The sequence below is a fragment of the Posidoniimonas corsicana genome (genome assembly GCF_007859765.1).
Taxonomy (GTDB): domain Bacteria; phylum Planctomycetota; class Planctomycetia; order Pirellulales; family Lacipirellulaceae; genus Posidoniimonas; species Posidoniimonas corsicana.
Genome location: NZ_SIHJ01000001.1, coordinates 2,856,994 through 2,874,895, shown reverse-complemented (window position 1 = coordinate 2,874,895; position 17,902 = coordinate 2,856,994). Strand labels below are relative to the sequence as shown.

At 68.5% G+C, this 17,902-nt stretch carries 11 protein-coding genes; 6 read left to right on the top strand and 5 right to left on the bottom strand.

The genetic code is table 11. From position 1 onward, the window contains the following. Positions 1-135: 135 nt before the first annotated feature. The gene (locus KOR34_RS11015) at positions 136-2,610 is read left to right on the top strand and encodes a c-type cytochrome (RefSeq protein ID WP_146564635.1); all 2,475 of its coding nucleotides are present in this window, start codon (positions 136-138) and stop codon (positions 2,608-2,610) included. A 19-nt stretch (positions 2,611-2,629) separates the two neighbouring features. On the opposite strand, the gene KOR34_RS11010 is transcribed toward KOR34_RS11015, so the two are convergent. The 3 genes from KOR34_RS11010 to KOR34_RS11000 form a co-directional block, all read right to left on the bottom strand. Further along, positions 2,630-4,201, bottom strand: a complete 1,572-nt coding sequence (locus KOR34_RS11010) for a DUF1598 domain-containing protein (RefSeq protein WP_146564634.1) — start codon at positions 4,199-4,201, stop codon at positions 2,630-2,632. Positions 4,202-4,938: 737 nt separating this feature from the next. Continuing rightward, positions 4,939-5,457 carry a keratin-like protein gene (locus KOR34_RS26650; protein ID WP_197531325.1) on the bottom strand — a complete coding sequence of 173 codons (519 nt, stop codon included), beginning with the start codon at positions 5,455-5,457 and terminating at the stop codon, positions 4,939-4,941. 448 nt (positions 5,458-5,905) lie between these two features. Then, the gene (locus KOR34_RS11000; protein WP_146564632.1) at positions 5,906-6,952 is read right to left on the bottom strand and encodes an SMP-30/gluconolactonase/LRE family protein; all 1,047 of its coding nucleotides are present in this window, start codon (positions 6,950-6,952) and stop codon (positions 5,906-5,908) included. 216 nt (positions 6,953-7,168) lie between these two features. Between KOR34_RS11000 and KOR34_RS10995 the strand changes: the two genes are divergently transcribed. The 5 genes from KOR34_RS10995 to KOR34_RS10975 all read left to right on the top strand — a co-directional run bounded on the left by KOR34_RS10995 (position 7,169) and on the right by KOR34_RS10975 (position 12,911). Then, positions 7,169-8,071, top strand: a complete 903-nt coding sequence (locus KOR34_RS10995) for a PfkB family carbohydrate kinase (RefSeq protein WP_146564631.1) — start codon at positions 7,169-7,171, stop codon at positions 8,069-8,071. A gap of 187 nt (positions 8,072-8,258) precedes the next feature. Next, positions 8,259-8,876 (top strand): RNA polymerase sigma factor, encoded by a 618-nt coding sequence (locus KOR34_RS10990; protein WP_197531324.1) that lies wholly within the window; start codon positions 8,259-8,261, stop codon positions 8,874-8,876. A 3-nt stretch (positions 8,877-8,879) separates the two neighbouring features. Beyond that, positions 8,880-10,379 (top strand): serine/threonine-protein kinase, encoded by a 1,500-nt coding sequence (locus tag KOR34_RS10985; RefSeq protein ID WP_146564629.1) that lies wholly within the window; start codon positions 8,880-8,882, stop codon positions 10,377-10,379. Between the two features lie 472 nt (positions 10,380-10,851). Further along, the gene (locus KOR34_RS10980) at positions 10,852-11,796 is read left to right on the top strand and encodes a DUF1559 family PulG-like putative transporter (RefSeq protein WP_197531323.1); all 945 of its coding nucleotides are present in this window, start codon (positions 10,852-10,854) and stop codon (positions 11,794-11,796) included. 182 nt (positions 11,797-11,978) lie between these two features. Further along, positions 11,979-12,911, top strand: coding sequence for a YihY/virulence factor BrkB family protein (locus KOR34_RS10975; protein ID WP_146564627.1), 933 nt, complete (start codon positions 11,979-11,981; stop codon positions 12,909-12,911). 15 nt (positions 12,912-12,926) lie between these two features. Here the strand turns inward: KOR34_RS10975 and KOR34_RS10970 are convergent, their stop codons facing one another. Together KOR34_RS10970 and ftsH are read right to left on the bottom strand one after the other, a co-directional pair. Then, positions 12,927-15,398 (bottom strand): glycoside hydrolase family 2 TIM barrel-domain containing protein, encoded by a 2,472-nt coding sequence (locus tag KOR34_RS10970; RefSeq protein ID WP_197531322.1) that lies wholly within the window; start codon positions 15,396-15,398, stop codon positions 12,927-12,929. Between the two features lie 261 nt (positions 15,399-15,659). After that, entirely contained in the window at positions 15,660-17,711 is a 2,052-nt protein-coding gene (gene ftsH / locus KOR34_RS10965) for an ATP-dependent zinc metalloprotease FtsH (protein ID WP_146564625.1), read from the bottom strand. Between the last annotated feature and the right edge of the window lie 191 nt (positions 17,712-17,902).

Below are 17,902 nucleotides of genomic sequence, written 5' to 3'. Positions count from 1 at the left end.
GCGGCGCCGGCTGCGGAGATCTTAACGTGTTTCACGGGCCGGGGTTAGGGGCGCGGGCGTCAATCCGACTGCCGACCGCCGTGCAGCCCCTGCGGCGCGTGGCGTCCGCCGCAACGGGGGACCTATAATTGACGCATGAAACCCCTCCTCGCCTGGATCGCGGCCGCCCTCACCGCCGCCGCGACGCCGTCGGTCGCCCTGTGCGCTGAAGCGTACGCCGGCCTGCTGAGCGATGTGCTGATCCGCCCCGGCTACGAGCTGCAGCTGGTGCACCGCGTCGACCCCAAGACCGAGGGGTCGTGGGTGTCGCTCACCGCGGTGGGCGACGGCCGGCTGGTGGCATCGGCTCAGTTCGGCGGGCTGTTCGTCATCACGCCCAGCGCCGACGCGTCGGACACGGTGGTCGAGCGGCTGCCGCTGGAGATCGGCATGGCTCAGGGGATGTGCGTGCTCGACGGTGATCTGTACGTGATGGTCAACTCCACTGGCGACGCCGCGTCGGGCCTGTACCGCGCCCGCGACACCACCGGCGACGGCCTGTGGGACCAGGCCGAGCTGCTCCGCGAGCTGCCGGCGAGCGGCGAGCACGGACCCCACGCGGTGATCCCCGCGCCGGACGGCCGGTCGCTGTTGGTGGCCTGCGGCAACATCACGCCGCCGACCGACTTCGCGTGGAGCCGCCCGCCCCGCGTCTGGGCCGATGACGCCATCGTGCCGCGGATCGACGACCCGCTGCGCAGCTTCGCCAACCTCCGAGAGCCGGGCGGCTGGATCGCCCAGGTGAGCCTCGACGGGCAAGACTGGCGGCTGTTCGCGATGGGCTTCCGCAACCAGTACGACATCGCGTTCAACTGGCGGGGCGACCTGTTCACTTTTGACTCCGACAACGAGTACGACATCGACACCCCGTGGTACCGCCCGACGCGGGTCTGTCACGTGGTGAGCGGCGGCGAGTTCGGCTGGCGGCACGGCACCGGCAAATGGCCCGCCTACTACGAGGACAGCGTGGCGCCGCTGCTGGAGGTCGGCCCCGGCTCGCCCACCGGCGTGGCCTTCGGCGCGGGGACCAGCTTCCCCTTCCCGGACAGCGCGGCGTTGTTTGTCGGCGACTGGAGCCACGGCCGCGTGTTCCTGGTCAACGTGTCGAGCGACGGCGCCGGCTACCGCGCGAGCGTCGAGCCGTTCCTCTCCGCGTCGCCGCTGCCGGTGACCGACCTGGCCGTCAACGCGGCCGACGGCGCGCTCTACCTGACCACCGGCGGGCGGCGCGTCGGGTCGGCGCTGTGGCGGGTGGTCTACGTCGGCTTCGACGACCCCGCCGACGCGCCGCCCACGCTCCCCCCTGCCCCGGCGCCCGCGGTCGACCTGATCGCGCTGCGGCAAGAGCTGGAGCGTTACCACACCGCCGACGGTGCGCAGGACCCCACCGCGCTCGATGCGGTCTGGCCGTACCTGGGGCACGAGGACCGCCGCATCCGCTACGCGGCGCGCGTGGCCGTGGAGCTGCAGCCGGCCGAGTCTTGGCTCGAGCGCGCGTACAACGAAGATGACCCCCGCATCCGCCCCTACGCCCTCTTGGCCGCCACCCGCCATCAATCCGTCGACCCGCCGCACCGGTTGTACGAGGCGTTCCGCGACACCGACTTCGCATCGCTCCCGCGTGAGCAGCAGCTCGCGTTCCTGCGCGCGGTGGGCGTGTCGCACTTGCGGTACGGCCCGCCGGAGCTGCCGACCCGCCGCGCGATTGTCGCCAAGTTCGCCGACGCGTTCCCGTCTGGCGCCGCGGTGCTCGACCGCGAACTGGCCGCGTTCCTGCTCGCCGTGGGCTACCCGCCCGCTGTCGCGCCGACGGTCAAGCTGATGGAGGAGTCGCCGCTGGCGAGCGAGCGCATGCACTACGCCCTGGCGCTCTGCCAGGCCGATCGTGGCTGGACGCCCGAGCTCCGCCGCCGCTACTACCGCGTTCTCAATGAGGTGCTGGCCGCGGGCCGCAACCGGTCGATGCAGGCCTACGCCGAGCGCATCGCCGCGCGGGCCGACGAGAACCTGGACGATGAGGGACGCGCCGCGGTGGCCGACTTAATCGCCGCCCGCGACTCGCTAGCGCCGGCGCCGACTGTGGCGGCTCGGCCATTCGTGCGGCGCTGGACCGTCGACGAGGTCGTCGCCGCCACGCCCGCAGCCGGCGCCGACGTTGACCTGGCGCGCGGCCGCCGGCTGTTCGCCGAGGCCCAGTGCTTCAACTGCCACCGCTTCCGCGGCGAGGGCGGCGCGGTCGGCCCCGACCTGACCGCCGTGGGCCGGCGGTTCTCGGTGCGCGACCTCGCCACCGCGCTGGTCGACCCCAACGCGACCATCTCTGACCAGTACCGCCAGACCGCGTTCGACATCGACGGGCGCACCATCGTCGGCCGCGTGGTGAACCTGAACAAGCAGGAGGTGATGATCGCAACCGACTTCACCGACCCCAAGCACTATCAGACCTTCCAGGCCGACGACATCGAGGACCGTTACCCATCCCGCAACTCGCCCATGCCGGCCGGCCTGCTCGACGTGCTCGACGAGTCGGAGCTGCGCGACCTGCTGGCGTACCTGATGTCGCAGGAATAGCGGGCCCGCATCGGCGGTGCTACTCGGCGTCCCACCACCACACGCCACTCTCGGCCGCCGCGGCCTGGGGAGCGTACTGCAGCGGCCCGTCCGGCTTGGCGGCGGTGGTTTTCTTGGCGAGCACGTCGGTCGGCCGCGCCCACACGCCGCCGCTGACGCCCGCCACCACGTGCCGGCGGTTCACCACCCGCAGGTTAGCGACCGTATCCACCGTGGTGGGCGCCGCGTACCTGGGCAGCGGCAGCGCGCTGGCGCTGGTCAGCATCTCCGGCTGCCAGCCCGCCCGCTGTAGCAGCCCCTCCGACGCGATCAGCGAGGCCGCCAGCGACAGGTCGAACACGTTCCGCAGCTCCGCGTACACCGGGTACTTCTCGGCGAGCGCCGGGAAGTTGCGGGTGAAGCCGGTTGCGAACGCCTGCGACAGCTCGTCCGATTTACCGGTGGGACGCCGCTCGCCGCGGTCGGCGAGCGCCTCGTTCTCGCTCATCACCTTCACGCCGGGGCCGACGATGCGGAACGCGTCGCCGGCGTCGGACCGCTCCACCGCGGCGTAGTTCATGCCGAACCACCACCGCACCGCGCCGACCGCCGGCGCCGGCTCGCCCGGCTTCACGCGGATCGACTCCAGGTAGCTCTCCATGCCCGGCACGCCGTCCACCAGGCCCATGCCCACCAGCTTCATGTGGTAGTCGGCCTCGCCCAGCACGCACGCCACGCGGGTGTCGCCGGGCATGCCCAGGTAGGTGAGGTCCTGCAGCCCGACCTGCTCGCGGACCTGCTCCAGCCAGCGGTCGCGGCCGCGGCGGCCGGACGGGATCGGGTGCTCGGTGATGTACTGCTGCGCGGCGGCCAACGCCTCGGGACGCGGGTCGATCGAGCAGCCGAACGGGCTGGCCGGGTCACGGCGGATCAGCGTGAGCAGGTCGTCGAGCCGCACGACCGGCAGCCCCGTGTCGGAGGAGACCAGCCGCCGCTCGTCGGTCAGCCGCCAGTCGCCCGCAGGGCCCGCCAGCGCGATGTCGCCGGTCTCGGGGAACACGAACACGTACTCCACCCGCTGCAGCCCGGCCAGCGTGAGCATCGCTTCTTCCAGCGGCTTGCCCGCGGCCAGGCGGCGCTCAATCTCACGCTCCAGCCGCGGCAGCGAGACGCACCGTAGCGCCGACGGGCGCCGCGCGTCGGACTCGCTCGCGCGGGCCTGCGGGACTTCAACAACTCGCTCGCGGAGCTTGGCCAGGTCGGCGCTCAGGCCGAGCCGGCCTCCGAGTGCTTTCTCTGCGCGGGCGGCCTGCCGGAGCGTGCCCTGCGCGTCGGCCCACACGCCGCCGACGAACGGGCGGATCTCGGCCTCGCCGCCGCCGTTCTCGGCCCAGGTCTCCGACGCGACGGTCGACGAGATCAGGTCGATCAGGGCGTCGAAGTCGTAGTTGGCGCCGCCCCCCTGCCCCGGCGCCTGCTGGCCGCCGAAGCCAAGCACCGCGTTGTTGTTGCCCGGCCCCAGCGCGATGCCGTTGATCGGGCCGGGGTTCTGGGCCAGTCCGGGCGCGGCGAGCAAACCGACGACCAGCATCACAAGGCAGCGACGACGCATGGCTTCTCTCCGTTGAGCCTGGGAATGTTGAGCCGGGGATTGGGGAGACAGTCGAGTGGCAATCGTCCGCCGCCCACCGCATTATTCCCGCCGCTCTCCAATCACGGAAGCAACCCGCCCGAGCGGACTTTTGTCCCGTTCTGACGCATCGATTTTTAGGGACAAAAGTCGGCTGGCATCGCCCCCGTCGGATCCCGTTTCAGCCTGGTATAGCAGTGTCTATCGAATCGCATGGGAGACTCGGTCGGCGACTTTTGTCCACCCTAGTCCGTCGTTAGGGACAAAGTCGGACACGATAGGTTTCGGTTTTCGGGTAGTGGGCGAATAGAAATCCCCTCCCTCTCTGGGGGACGGCTAGGGTGGGGGCGCAGCGCGGACAGGCGCCGCCCCCAGTCCCAACCAGTCGAGAACGCAGCAGCGCCAGCAACCTATCATTGGACCGCGCCTGGTGGCCGGTTTCTACTGAAAACCGCCAACTGAAGGCACGCCGGTCAGGCAGCGCCGGGGGACCCAGCTACCGCCGGCAGCAGTCGGCCATTCTCCGAACTGGGTGCGGCACGCACTAAGAGGACGAGAGGTAAACGTCGTGCAGGGGCCGTCGGGTGGCGAATGCAGACCTGACCGTGGATAGCGCGGCCCACAAACGACAACAGCCGCCGCGTTCAGATGAACGCGGCGGCTGAGTATCTGTTCCGCCTGTCCAGAGGAAGAAAGGCGGGTCGCTTTAACGCTTCAGCTTACATGCCGCAGCCGCAGCTCGGGGCGCCACAGCTGGGCTCGCAGCCACAAGTGGGCTCGCAGCAATCGCAGCAGTGGTTACGCTTGAACATGCCACGCAGGCCGTCCAGGATGCAGCACCGACGCGGGGCGCAGCAAGGGTCGCAGCAGGCCGGCTCGCAGCCGCAGGACGGCTCGGCACAGCACGAAGGCTCGGCACAGCAGCTCGGCTCACAGCCACAGGTGGGCTCGCAGCACGAGTCGCAGCAGTGGTTACGCTTGAACATGCCACGCAGGCCGTCCAGGATGCAGCACCGACGCGGGGCGCAGCAGGGGTCGCAGCACGAGTCGACGCAGCAGCTCGGCTCGCAGCCGCAGCTGGGCTCAGCACAGCAGCTCGGCTCACAGCCGCAGGTCGGCTCACAACAACCGCCACAACCACCGCCGAGCAGGCCGAAGAACGCGTTGGCGTTCGAGGCGCTGCCCAGCACGACGACGGCGCCAAGGACCAGCGCCGACGAAGCAATACGAAGATTCATTTGACACACTCCTCAGGAAACTTTGGGGGAGGGGAAACCTTTCACTCGCGAACGGCGCCACGCCCATCGGATACCGCCCTTCTTGATCTTGTCAGTGAAGGCGCTAGGGGAACCGATCCGGGTTTGGCTTTCCGGCACGCTTCGAACCGGGCGGCTGCCTTCTGGCACGCCTCCCAAATCCATCACCTGATATCGTCGCGCCAGCCGGTCGCGATCAGCGAAACAACCCCTTTTGCCCGGTCGTCACCGCTTGCCGGGCCGCGTTAGAGAGGGTGTGCGGGCTGTAGGGGTAACGCCGGTCACCGCGGCGTACTTCGTCGCGCGGCAGTTCTAGGTACCCGCCGCACGCGGCCCGCAGAAGCAGGAGGAACAGGTCGGCGCGCACGGTGATCCCCAGAGGGAAGAACCAAAAGAACTAGCGCCCAGCGTCCTCCAACCAGCGCCCGGATCAGAAGCCGAGGCCGGCGGTCTTCACGCGCACGCGGCAGAGGTGCATGTCAGAAGTCATAAAGAGCGTGCGGCCGTCGGGGCCGCCGAACGTGCAGTTGGCGATCCGCTCGCCGGTGCGGATGGTCGCCAGGTGCTTGCCCTCGGGCGTGATGATCAGCACGCCGCCGGGCCCGGTGGCGAACAGGTTGCCGTCGCGGTCGATGGCCATGCCGTCGGGGCTGCCGGGGCGGTCGGCGGCCAGGTGCTTGACGTCCAGCAGCACGCGTCCCTCGTCGATGCCGCCGTCCTCCTGCACGTTGTAGGCCATGTAGATGGGCCGGCGGCCCGACGACTGCGCCACGTACAGCGTCCGCTCGTCGGGCGACAACGCGATGCCGTTGGGCGCCTCGAGTTCTTTGGTGAGCAGCGTCAGCTCGCCCGCCGGCGACACGCGGTACACGCCCTGGAAGTCCAGCTCACGGCCCTGGTCCTCGAACCGGCCGACGCGTCCGTACGGCGGGTCCGTAAAGTAGATCGCGCCGGACGAGTGCAGCGCCAGGTCGTTGGGGCTGTTGAGCTGCTTGCCGTCGAGCTTGGCGGCGATGGCGTCGAACTTGGGCGCCGGGTCGGAGAGCGGCGCCGCCATCCGCGCGACCTGGGCGTCGCCGTGCTGGCACATGACCAGTCGCCCCTGCTTGTCGATTGCCAGCCCGTTCGCGCCGGGCTCGCCGCCCCGCTCCTCCGCGCCGGTGTAGCCCGACGGCTTGAGGTAGAGCGACAGCCCCTCGCCCTCCTTCCACTTGTAGATGGAGTTCGGCGGGATGTCGCTGAACAGCACGGCGCCCAGCTCCTTCGACCACACGGGGCCCTCGCTCCAGTCGAACCCGGTGGCGAGGATCTCGATCTCGGCGTCGGGGTCGATCAGCGACTCGGCGGCCGGGTCGTTGATCTCGATCTGGCCGATCGCCCGCGGCGGGTCGACGGTCCGCTGCTGCGCGAGGGTTGGCTGGGCCGCCGCCAACAGGCAGAGGGCGAGGGCGGGCGTCCAGGGGTGGGGCGTCTTCATAGCTGCGGTGCTGCCGGCTGGAATAGAGGGTGGTAAGAGAACCGAGATTCTAGCCCACCGCGCATCCCAGCGTCAAAAAACACGCGTTCGGCGCGCCGCTCGCACCGTAGTGCGGCGGCGCCTCGACGGCCGGCAGGTCGGCGCCTAGGATGCGGTGCAGACCCCCTGCCCTGCCCGCAAGCACGCAAACTGTTTCTAGGGAGCCCCGCCTGAGCCATGCCCGACCAGCCGCTGATTGTTGGCGAAGTCCTCATCGACCAGTTCCCCGACGGCCGCGGCATACTCGGCGGTGCGCCATTTAACGTGGCCTGGAACCTCACCGGGTTCGGCCTGTCGCCGGTGATGGTCACCGCCGTGGCCGACGACGACAACGGGCGGATGATCCTCGAGCGGATGCGGGAGTGGGGCATGAGCACCGCCGGCGTGCAGACCTCCCAGCGGCTGCCAACCGGCCTGGTGGAGGTGACCGTCAACAACGGTGAGCCAACCTTCAACCTGCTGCCCGACCGCGCCTATGACGATATCCAGTTCCCTGCGGAGCTGCTCGCCGAGGGCGGCTTCTCGATGCTGTACGTCGGCAGCCTGGCGTTCCGCAGCGAGCCGTCGCGCACCACCATCCGCCGGCTGATGGCCGAGAGCGGACTGCCCAAATTCGTGGACATCAACATCCGCAAGCCGTGGTTCACCCTCGAGATGGCAGGCGAGCTGCTGCAGGACGCCGCGTGGACCAAGCTCAACAACAACGAGCTGGCGCAGCTGTCCGGCATGAAGTGCGACGGCCCCGCTGACGCGCCGGCGGCGGTGGCCAAGCTCCGCGAGCGCTACAACGGCAAGGCCTTCTTCGTGACCTGCGGCGCCGAGGGCGCGTGCGCCGTCGACGAGCACGGCGATTCCACCATCGCCGGCTCGCCGACGCCCGACCCGCTGGTCGACACGGTTGGGGCGGGCGACGCGTTCGCCGCGGCTTGCATTGCCGGCATTGCTGCCGGTCAGCCGCTCCAACCGACGCTCGAATCCGCGTTGCGGTTTGCCTCGCGAACGTGTTCACTTCGCGGCGCCACCACCCGCGATAGCGGACACTATGCGGGCATTACGGGTTACGGCGCCGCAGGCGCCTGACGTCGCCGCCGGGGTTTGCACACGTGACCGGCGACGGTTGCAAAACCGCGTGCGGCAAACCGATCCGGAGGTCAACCGGGGTGGTTGGCTGGTTAGACTGTTGGTGCAGAAAGGGGCGTCGGCGTCACGGATGGCGTAGACGGGCGGCCGCATGAGCAAGCAGGCATCTTTAGAAGCAGACCCGTCTATGAGCACACCTGGCGTCGCCGGAGACTCTGATTGGAACACGCTGCTCGCCGCGGCGCGTGACGGGGACGACGACGCGTTGGGCGTCGTTTACAACCGGTTCTACCGCTACCTGATGACGATCGCCAATCACGGGATCGGCGCCGACCTCCGCACCAAGATGGGCGCGTCGGATGTCGTTCAGCAGTCGATGCTTGAAGTGAATCGGGACCTGTCGAAGTTTGTCGGCGAGTCGGAAGAGGAGTTCCGCCGCTGGATCGCGGCCCTGCTGCGCAAGAACCTGATCGACATGGCCCGCAGGTACAAGAGCTCCGCCCGGCGCGACGTTTCGCGCGAGCTGTGCATCGATTCCGATGACAACCGCGACATCGCGTCCAACGAGCCCAACGCCAGCCACATCGCCCGCCGCAAGGAGACCGACGAGGAGCTCGCCCGGGCGGTCGAGAGCCTGCCGGACCGCCAGCGGCAGGTGATCGTGATGCGGCACCGCGAGAACTTCCGCTACGAGGAGATCGCCGCGCGGATGTCGATCACCGAGCAGGCCGCGCGGCAGCTCTACAGCCGGGCGGTGCGGGCGCTTAAGCAGCAACTGGTCCCCACCAACGACCTGCAGGGCTAACGCTTGAGCAGCGACCACCAGCAACCCAAGAGCCCGTCAGACAGCGACAGTGACAGCGACAGCGACGCCACGCTGGACATCACGTCGGGGCTGTCGGACATCATGCGGAGGCTCGACCAGCTGTGGGACGACCGTCCGGGGCCCACGCCGCTCTACGACCTCAACGGGCGGCAGGTCGGCGGCTACACGCTCCGCGACGTGATCGGGCAGGGCTCGTTCGGGGTGGTCTACCGGGCCGACGACCCGAAGAATGATCGCCAGGTGGCGATCAAGATCCCCCGCCCCGAGGTGATCCTGCAGACGGATCGCATGCAGCGGTTCCGCAGGGAGGCGGCCGTCGCCAAGTCGCTCGACCACCCGGGGATTGTGCCGGTCTACGACACCCAGCTCGAAGGCGCCTCGCCGTACATCGCGTCGGCGTATGTGGATGGTCCCGACCTAGGAGTGTGGTTGGACCGCGCGGCCCGCCCGGTCGACTTTCTGCCGGCGGCCCGGTTTGTGGCGAAGCTGGCCGACGCGGTGCACTACGCGCACGACCGCGGCGTCACCCACCGCGACCTTAAGCCTGGCAACGTGCTGCTCGAGTCCAGCGCCAGCCGGCCCCTCTCGCTGGACGACTACTCACCGCGACTGACCGACTTCGGACTGGCGGGCACGCTCTCGGCGGACGGCAGGTCCACCCGGGCAAGCATGGTGATCGGGACCCCTTACTACATGGCGCCCGAGCAGGCGGCGGCGGCCGGCGGCGCCGACTCGAGGCCGGCCGACATCTACTCGCTGGGCTTGCTGCTGTTCGAGCTGATCACCAAGCGGACCCCGCGAAAAGACGCAACCTACCACGACGTGTTGTCGCAGCTGTTGTCCGGCGCCAAGCAGCCGGATGTGAGGGAGATTAGGCCAGACACGCCGATCGCCCTGCAGGCGATCCTCAACAAGTGCCTGCAGCACCACCCGCGGGACCGGTACGCCTTGGCTGCGGATCTTGCCGACGACCTGGACCGCTTTGTAGCCGGGGAACGCGTGTCTGTGCCGCCGCCGCGCCGCACCGACAAGATTGTGCGGTGGATGCGCCTACCTCGCAGCCTGGAGTTCGCCGGCAAGTACGCGCTGATCTTTCATACGGGCACGATTGTCTGGCTGCTGCTGGTGACCCTCCTGGCGTGGGTCTTTGGGTTTGTGCCCAACGGCGGGTACTTGAAGAACCTCCTCGACATGGCGTTCGTGGCGTCCGTGTTCCATGGCCCCAAGGCGTTGCTGGGGTGGCAGCTTGCGACGGGCCGCAGGTGGGCGTACCTGCCGTCCTTGTTGAGCAGCTTCGTGCTGCTTGCGGTTGTTGTGTATTCGGCCGTTGGCGAGTCGGTGGCATTCGAGCAGAACTACCCCACGCGGTTCTCGAAGCTCAACAACTTCTCGATTCTTGTGACCGCCAGCCTCGGAGAGGTGGTGTGTGAGATCATGGCGTGGCCCGCCTGGCGCCGCCTGCGTCGCGATGCAACGCGTTAGTTGATAGCGACTTACGCGGAGGATGCGGTCCCCCGGGAACTATTCTCGGATTTCTCCGTCACAGAATGGCCGTCTCACCGCTTAGCGTAATAGGGAACGTCCCGTTGGCCTACGGCGGCAAGCCGAGGCACTCGATTGCTTTCGGGATCGGCCGAAGCCAATGGGGACGACCCTATTTTGAAACCAAAAAGCCCCTCTGGTCTGCCGGAGGGGCTTTTTGTTTGCGCTCCTCTCAAAGTGGCCACGGCCCGGCCATGCGGATGCACGCCACTCTCGGGCGCGGCGTACGTGGGCTGTCGATCGGTTGGCGCCGGGCGATTGTGCGCCTACAGCTTGTTGGCGATCGCGAAACCCGCTCGCGGTTGCCGGGGTTGTAAGTCCCGAAGCCCCCTCCCGCCCGCCGCACACTCCTTCCTCGGCTGGCGATCCTTTCCTAGGAGTCGATCGCATGACGCCCCCCCGCACCCCATCGTTGGCACGCACAGGTTTCACTCTCGTCGAACTGCTGGTGGTGATCGCCATCATCGGCGTGCTCATCGCGTTGCTCCTGCCAGCGGTGCAGGCGGCGCGCGAAGCGGCCCGGCGCACGCAATGCCTCAGTCAGCTCAAGGAGGTCGGGCTGGCCGTGCAGAACCACCACGACACGCGCGGGCACTTCCCCACTGGCCGCAACCGGTCGGACCAGTTTGGCGTGTCGTGGGCGTTTGAGATCTTGCCGTACCTGGAGGAGCAGCCGGTGTACGACGCGTACATCGACTCCGAACGCGTCGACTCTGATGCGAACGCGGCCGCCATGCGGACGCCTATCCCCGCTTACGCGTGCCCCAGCCGTCGATCGGCCGCCGCGGACCGCGACTTCGACAACGACGACCAGGCGCCCCTGGTCCGCGGCTCCGCGGTGCTGGGCGACTACGCGGCCAACGCCGGGCTGGAGGAGGACATGGGCATGGAGGGCAACGACTTCAAGGACGGCAAGGTCGACCGCACGCTCTCCGGACCAATCTACAGCGGGTCGAAGGTGCGGTCGCGTCACGTGGTCGACGGGCTGTCCAAGACGCTCGCCATCGGTGAGAAGCACCTGCCCAGCCCACAGCCCGACTGGGACGCCGACCGCGTCCACTTCCGACAGGGCGACACCTGCTTCCTTGCCGCCGACCACCTCGAGGCGATCCTGCGCGGCACCGAGGACGGCCTGGCGACCTCGCCTGACGAGGGCAGCACGCAATTGTTTGGCGGCCCGCACCCGGGCGTCACGCTGTTCGTCTTCCTGGACGGCCACACCGAGGCCCTCGCCACCACCGGGCCGTCCGCGTCGGGCGTGAACCCCAACCAGGTTGAGGACATCCGTGTGGACGATCAGTGGCTCTGGCTGGCGGCGATGAGCACGGTCGCCGGCGATGAGATCCTCGGCGAGTAGCGCCACGCGGGAAACGCAGCGCAGTGATCCACCGCGGCGGTGGCCCCTGGGCAAACGCTCTGCGCGTGGCGCGGTCGCTGCCCGCATTGCTGGCGGGTTGTACAAGCGGGGTTCGAGCTTACCAAGAGCCGGCCCCGCCACTACGATGGGGTCGCCCCGCACCCGCCGCGTAAAGCCCGCCTATGCTGTCGCTGCTCAAACAGACGCTCACCGATTTCTCGCAGGACGGCTGCCCGCGCATGGCGGCCGCGCTGGCGTACTACGCGGTCTTCTCGCTGCCGCCGCTGTTGATAATCGTCGTGATGATCGTCGGCGCCGTGGCCAGCATGGGCAGCCTGGTCGACAACCAGGAGGCGCGTGAGGCGATCCGCCGCGAGGCCCGCGAGTCGCTCGGCGTGGAGCCCGCCCGGCAGATCGACGAGATGATCGACAGGGCGCAGCAGGTGCCCCGCACGGCGCTCGGCGTGGTGGGGCACTTGGCGATCTTCCTGTTCGGCGCGTCCGGCGTGATGGTGCAGCTGCAGGCGTCGATGAACGAGGTGTGGAACGTCCGCCCCTCGCCCAGCCGCAGCGGCGCCCGCAGCTTCGTGCTCAAGCGGCTGCTGTCGTTCGCGATGGTGATGGGGGTCGGGTTCGTGCTGTTGATCTCGCTGGTGGCGAGCACCGTGATGGCCGCGCTCAGCAAATGGATGACCGCGTTCCTGCCGGACGGCATGACCGCGCTCACGCCGATCGCGGTGAACCTGGGCACCGACCTGCTGGTCGCCGGGCTGATGTTCGCGGCCATGTTCAAGTGGCTGCCGGACGCGCGGGTGCGGTGGTCGGACGTGTGGATCGGCACGGCGGTCACCACGGTGCTGTTCGTGGTGGGCAAGTCGATCCTGGCGCTCTACTTCGCCAACGCGAAGGTGGGCGTTACGTACGGCGCCGCCGGCTCCGTGGTGCTGATCCTTGCCTGGGTCTATTACAGCGGGATGATCTTCCTGCTGGGCGCCGAGTTCACCCACGCGGTCTCCGTGGCGCGGCACGGCCTGGTGCGCCCCGCCCGGGGGGCGGTGGTCGTCGAGACCGTGGTGCGCAAAGAACCGGCCGCCGCGCCGAACGACGACGCCTGAGCGGCGCCCCGGACCTTACTCGCCGGCCTTCACCGTCACGCTGACCGGCGCAACGCCCTCGCTGGTGGCGGTCAGCTTCACGTCGCCGGCTGCGCCGGGCTGCGTCCGCAGGATCACCATCGCCTTGCCGTGGAACAGCCGGCGGCTGTCGCCGACGAAGGGCTCCATCGAGGTCGGGTCGCCGTTGCCCAGGCCGACGATCTCGGCCGGCCCGCTGACGGTGAACTTCACCTCGGAGTCCGCGTGAGGGCAGAGGACGCCGGACGGGTCGATCAGCTCGACCAGCACGTAGCACAGGTCCAGGCCGTCGGCGGCCAGGCGGTTCCGGTCCGGGGTCAAGCGGAGCTTCTCGGGCTCGCCGGCGGTGCGGACCGTGGCGCTGCCGATCTCCTTGCCGTCGCGGTAGGCCACGGCGGTCAGCTCGCCCGGTTCGTAGGCGACGTCGTTCCACTGCAGGCGGTAGTAGGGCATCAGCTCGGCGGCGGAGGCCGCGGGGTCGGGCTTGCCCTCGGTCTTCTTGCGGCGGCCCAGTGACTTGCCGTTAAGCATCAGCTCGGCCTCATCGCCGTTGGTGTAGACGTACACCGGGGTGGGCTCGCCGTCGCGGCCCGACCAGTTCCAGTGCGGCAGGATGTGGATGGTCGTCTTGCCGGGCGCCCAGTAGCTGCGGTACAGGTAGTAGCGGTCCTTGGGGATGCCGCACAGGTCGACGATGCCGAAGTAGCTGCTGCGGGCGGACTCGGCGCCCTCGCCACGCTCCTTGGCCCACTTGTCGTCAAACGGCGTGGGCTCGCCCAGGTAGTCGAACCCGGTCCAGACGAACTCGCCGGCGACGTGCCGGTCGGCGTCCATGCGGGCGAACTCGACGTCGGGCACGTCGGACCAGCGGGCGGCGTTGTGGTCGTACGAGTCGACCTGGCGGTCGGCGTCGACGTAGTCGGTCTTGTTCTCCGGCAGCGGCAGGTGGTAGTAGCCGCGGGTGCTGAGGGTCGAGGCCGACTCGGTGTAGATGTGTGGCTTGTCCGGGTACCGCTCGAACGACGGCTTGTACTTGTGGCCGTAGTTCCAGCTCTGGATGTCGAGCGAGTCGAGCGTCTGCGTGTCCAGAACCTGGGGCATGTGGCACGCCATGGTCAGCGGGCGCGAGTCGTCGTGCCGCTTGAACTGCGAAACCACGTAGTCCACCTTCGCCTTGGCGCCCTCGTCCTTCGCGCCCAGGATGGCGCTGATCTCGTTGCCGATGCTCCAGGTGATGATGCACGGGTGGTTGCGGTCGCGGCGGACAAAGTTCGCCACGTTGCGGCGCATGAACGGTTCGAACTCTTCCTGGTCGTGCAGGTCGGCGGTGTCGTCCCACTTGTCGAACAGCTCGTCGATGACCAGCAGGCCCATCCGGTCGCACATGTCCAGCAGCTCGGGCGCGGGCGCGTTGTGGCTGGTGCGGATCGCGTTGACGCCCATGTCCTTCATGATCTCGAGCTGCCGCTGCATCGCGCGGGGGTAGAACGCCGCGCCCAGCGGGCCGTGGTCGTGGTGCAGGTTGACGCCCTTCAGCTCCAGACGCTTGCCGTTCAGGTAGAAGCCGTACTTGGGAGTGAACTCGATTTTGCGGATGCCGAACGACGTGCTGGTCTGGTCCAGCTCGTTGTCGCCCTGCATCACGCGCAGGCGGATCGAGTACAGCTTCGGGTTGCGTGGTCCCCAGGCCTCGAAGTCCTCCGGCTTGAACTGGTGCTCAACCACCACCGCGCCCTGCGCGGGGATGGTCTTCGATTTCTCGACCGGCCCGGCGATGGCGCCGGCGCCGTCGGGGCCCATCAGCACCAGCTCGGCCTTGATGTCTTGGGGCGTGGTCAGGTGGTTGCGGATCTCGCTTCGAACAGAAACGGTCGCCTCACCCGAATCCGAGACCTTGCACGTGACGTGGGTGCCCCAGTGCTCGGCGTGGATCGCTTCCCGCACGTGCAGCGACACCTTGCGGTACAGGCCGGCGCCCGGGTACCAGCGGCTGCGGTGTTTGGTGGTGTCCGCGTGGACGGCGATCAGGTTTTCTTCGCCGAACTTGATGTGCTGCGTGGCGTCGACCCAGAACGAATTGTAGCCGTAGTCCCAGCCGCCGGCCTTCTTGCCGTTCACGTACACCGTCGGCTCGGACATCACGCCGTCGAACAGCAGGTACACGCGGCGGGTCGAGTCGTCGGCCGCGATGTTCACCCGCTTGCGGTACCACCCCTCGCCACGCCACTGGAGCTTGCCGGTGGCGCCGTCCAGCTCGGCGTCGGGCGCGCCGGAGATGGCCCAGTCGTGCGGAATCCGCACCGGCCGCCAGTTGGCGTCGCTCGTGTCGGGCGAGGCGCCGTCGGTCTGCGGGCCGGCGGCAAACTTCCAGCCGTCGGTGAGCACCTCGACGCGCTGCTCGGATTGGGCGGGCGCGCAGAGGACGCCGATCAGCAGCACGCCTACGGCCGGGGCGAGGGCATTACGCATAGTTGTGTTGGGTTCCGGGACGCGGCGGCCCCGTGGGGCCCGTGTCGGGGGATTGGGAGATCTGGGAAAGAACCTTAAGTGTGACCTATTCGCGCCAGCGGCTCCAGCATCGGTGGCCGGAATCTGGGGCATTTCGCGGGGTTCGGCGCCCCCAGAAAGCGTACCTCGCGGAGGGGCAGGGCAGCGCCGGCCCACACGGACCCCGCGCGATCAACGCGGAAACCACGACCGCGCCGGCCGTCTGGGCCGGTGGCTCGGGGGCTAACCGCTGGCGGCGTCGCCGTCGGCCTGCTCCGACCCGCCGGCGGCGGACGGCTGGCCCTTGCGTTCGGCGTCGGTGCCGGGCACGATCCGCGGGCTGGGCGAGACCTGCTCGATGAGGTCCTTCAGCTGGCTGGAATCGATGACCTCATGCTCCAGCAGCGAACGGGTGATGTTGTCCAGCGCCGGGCGGCGGGACTCCAGGATGTGGCGGGTGCGTTCCAGCCCCTCGTCGATGATCCGCTTGACCTCCTGGTCGATCTCACGCGCGGTCTGCTCGCTGTGGTGCTGCACGCGCGGGCCCTCGGACCCGGCCAGGAACGCGCTGCGGTTGGAGTCGCGGTAGTTGACCCGCCCCAGGCGGCTCATACCGTAGTCCATGACCATGCTGCGGGCCATCTCGGTGGCGCGTTCCAGGTCGTTCTGCGCGCCGGACGAGACGTCGTCGAACACCATCTCTTCGGCGACCGTGCCGGCCAGGCAGACCTGGATGCGGCTCTCCAGCTCGCTCTGGGTCATGAGGAAGCGGTCCTCGCTCGGCCGCTGCATCATGTAGCCCAGCGCGGCCAGGCCGCGTGGGATGATCGACACCTTGTGGACCGGGTCCGTGTTCGGCAGAGAGTACGCGACCAGCGCGTGGCCCGCCTCGTGGAACGCGACGCGCTGCTTCTCGTCGTCGCGGATGATGCGGCTCTTCTTCTCAAGGCCGGCCGAGCTGCGCTCGACCGCCTCGTTGAACTCTTCCATGGTCACGACTTCTTTGCCGTTGCGGGCGGCCAGCAGGGCCGCCTCGTTGACCATGTTCGCCAGGTCGGCGCCGACGAACCCGCTGGTGATGGCCGCCAGCGATTTGACGTCCACGTCTGCGTCGACCTTGATGTTCTGCAGGTGGACCTCGATGATCTCTTCGCGGCCGGCGATGTCGGGGCGGTCGACCAGCACGTGGCGGTCGAACCGGCCCGGCCGCATCAGCGCGGGGTCGAGGGTTTCGGGGCGGTTGGTGGCGCCCATGATGATGATGCCGCTGTTGGTGCCGAAGCCGTCCATCTCGACCAGCAGAGCGTTGAGGGTCTGTTCGCGCTCGTCGTGCCCGCCCAGGTTGCCGCTGCCGCGGGTCTTGCCGAGCGCGTCCAGCTCGTCGATGAACACGATGCACGGCGCCCGCTGCTCCGCTTGCTGGAACATGTCCCGCACGCGGGCGGCACCCACGCCGACGAACATCTCGACGAAGTCAGAGCCGCTGAGGCTGAAGAACGGCACGCCGGCCTCGCCGGCCACCGCCTTGCCGAGCAGCGTCTTGCCCGTGCCCGGGGGGCCCACCAGCAGCACGCCCTTGGGGATGCGTCCGCCGAGGCTCTGGTAGCGTTCGGGGTTGCGGAGGAAGTCGACCACCTCGCGGAGCTCGTCGACGGCCTCTTCAATACCGGCGACGTCGTCGAAGGTGACCTCGATGTCTTCCTGGGCGTAGAGCTTCCCGCGGCTGCGGCCAAACGCCATCGGCGAGCCCGCGCCGCCGATCCGCCGGATCAGCAGCAGGAACAGACCGATCATGCCGACGAACACCGCAAACCACATCAGGTTGCTGAGCAGCGGGTCCGGCAGCTCGCCGTTGGTGAAGTCCAGCCCCGACTGCTCGAGCAGCTTGGGGAATTGGCGGTCGTTGGGGTCGCGGTTGCTGGTGAATTCGATCACCTGGCCGGTCGATTCCCCATCGCCCTCGGTGCGGTTGAGCACCGTCCGGGTGACCTTGCCCTTCACCTTGGTCGGGTAGACCACGATGTCCGAGAGCTTGGAAAGCTTGATCTGCCGGGGCGGCGTGGTGGTGGTGTCGGTGATCTCGATCCAGTGGGGCGAGGTCTGATCGCCCACCTTGCTCTGCTTCACCAGTTCCACGAGGTCGGACCAGGCGACCTTCTTCTCCCCGCTGTTGGAGAAGATGGTCACCATCAGCAGCAGCAGCACGCCCAAACCGAGCAGGTACCACATGTAGCTGCCGCCGTTCGAGGCGGGCTTCTTGTTCTTCTCGGGGGAGGGCTTTTTGCTGGATTCCATCGGCGCTGGTCTGTCGGGGGACGGGTTTCCCTGTTCTCAACTCTCTAAACGCAGGCCGGGGCGGGACGGTTCGAATGTCCGGCCCCCTGCCCGGCTCGCCTTGCTGGCAAACCGGCTGGGTTCTAGAATTGCGGGGCCGCGGGGCGGCCACCCACTCTTATCGTAACGTAAATGTTACATTGAGCTTAGCG

Coding starts and splice junctions, on each gene's coding strand:
- KOR34_RS26650 (WP_197531325.1), bottom strand. CDS start 5,457: ATGAATCTTCGTATTGCTTCGTCGGCGCTGGTCCTTGGCGCCGTCGTC.
- KOR34_RS11010 (WP_146564634.1), bottom strand. CDS start 4,201: ATGCGTCGTCGCTGCCTTGTGATGCTGGTCGTCGGTTTGCTCGCCGCG.
- KOR34_RS10995 (WP_146564631.1), top strand. CDS start 7,169: ATGCCCGACCAGCCGCTGATTGTTGGCGAAGTCCTCATCGACCAGTTC.
- KOR34_RS10970 (WP_197531322.1), bottom strand. CDS start 15,398: ATGCGTAATGCCCTCGCCCCGGCCGTAGGCGTGCTGCTGATCGGCGTC.
- ftsH (WP_146564625.1), bottom strand. CDS start 17,711: ATGGAATCCAGCAAAAAGCCCTCCCCCGAGAAGAACAAGAAGCCCGCC.
- KOR34_RS10990 (WP_197531324.1), top strand. CDS start 8,259: ATGAGCACACCTGGCGTCGCCGGAGACTCTGATTGGAACACGCTGCTC.
- KOR34_RS11000 (WP_146564632.1), bottom strand. CDS start 6,952: ATGAAGACGCCCCACCCCTGGACGCCCGCCCTCGCCCTCTGCCTGTTG.
- KOR34_RS11015 (WP_146564635.1), top strand. CDS start 136: ATGAAACCCCTCCTCGCCTGGATCGCGGCCGCCCTCACCGCCGCCGCG.
- KOR34_RS10975 (WP_146564627.1), top strand. CDS start 11,979: ATGCTGTCGCTGCTCAAACAGACGCTCACCGATTTCTCGCAGGACGGC.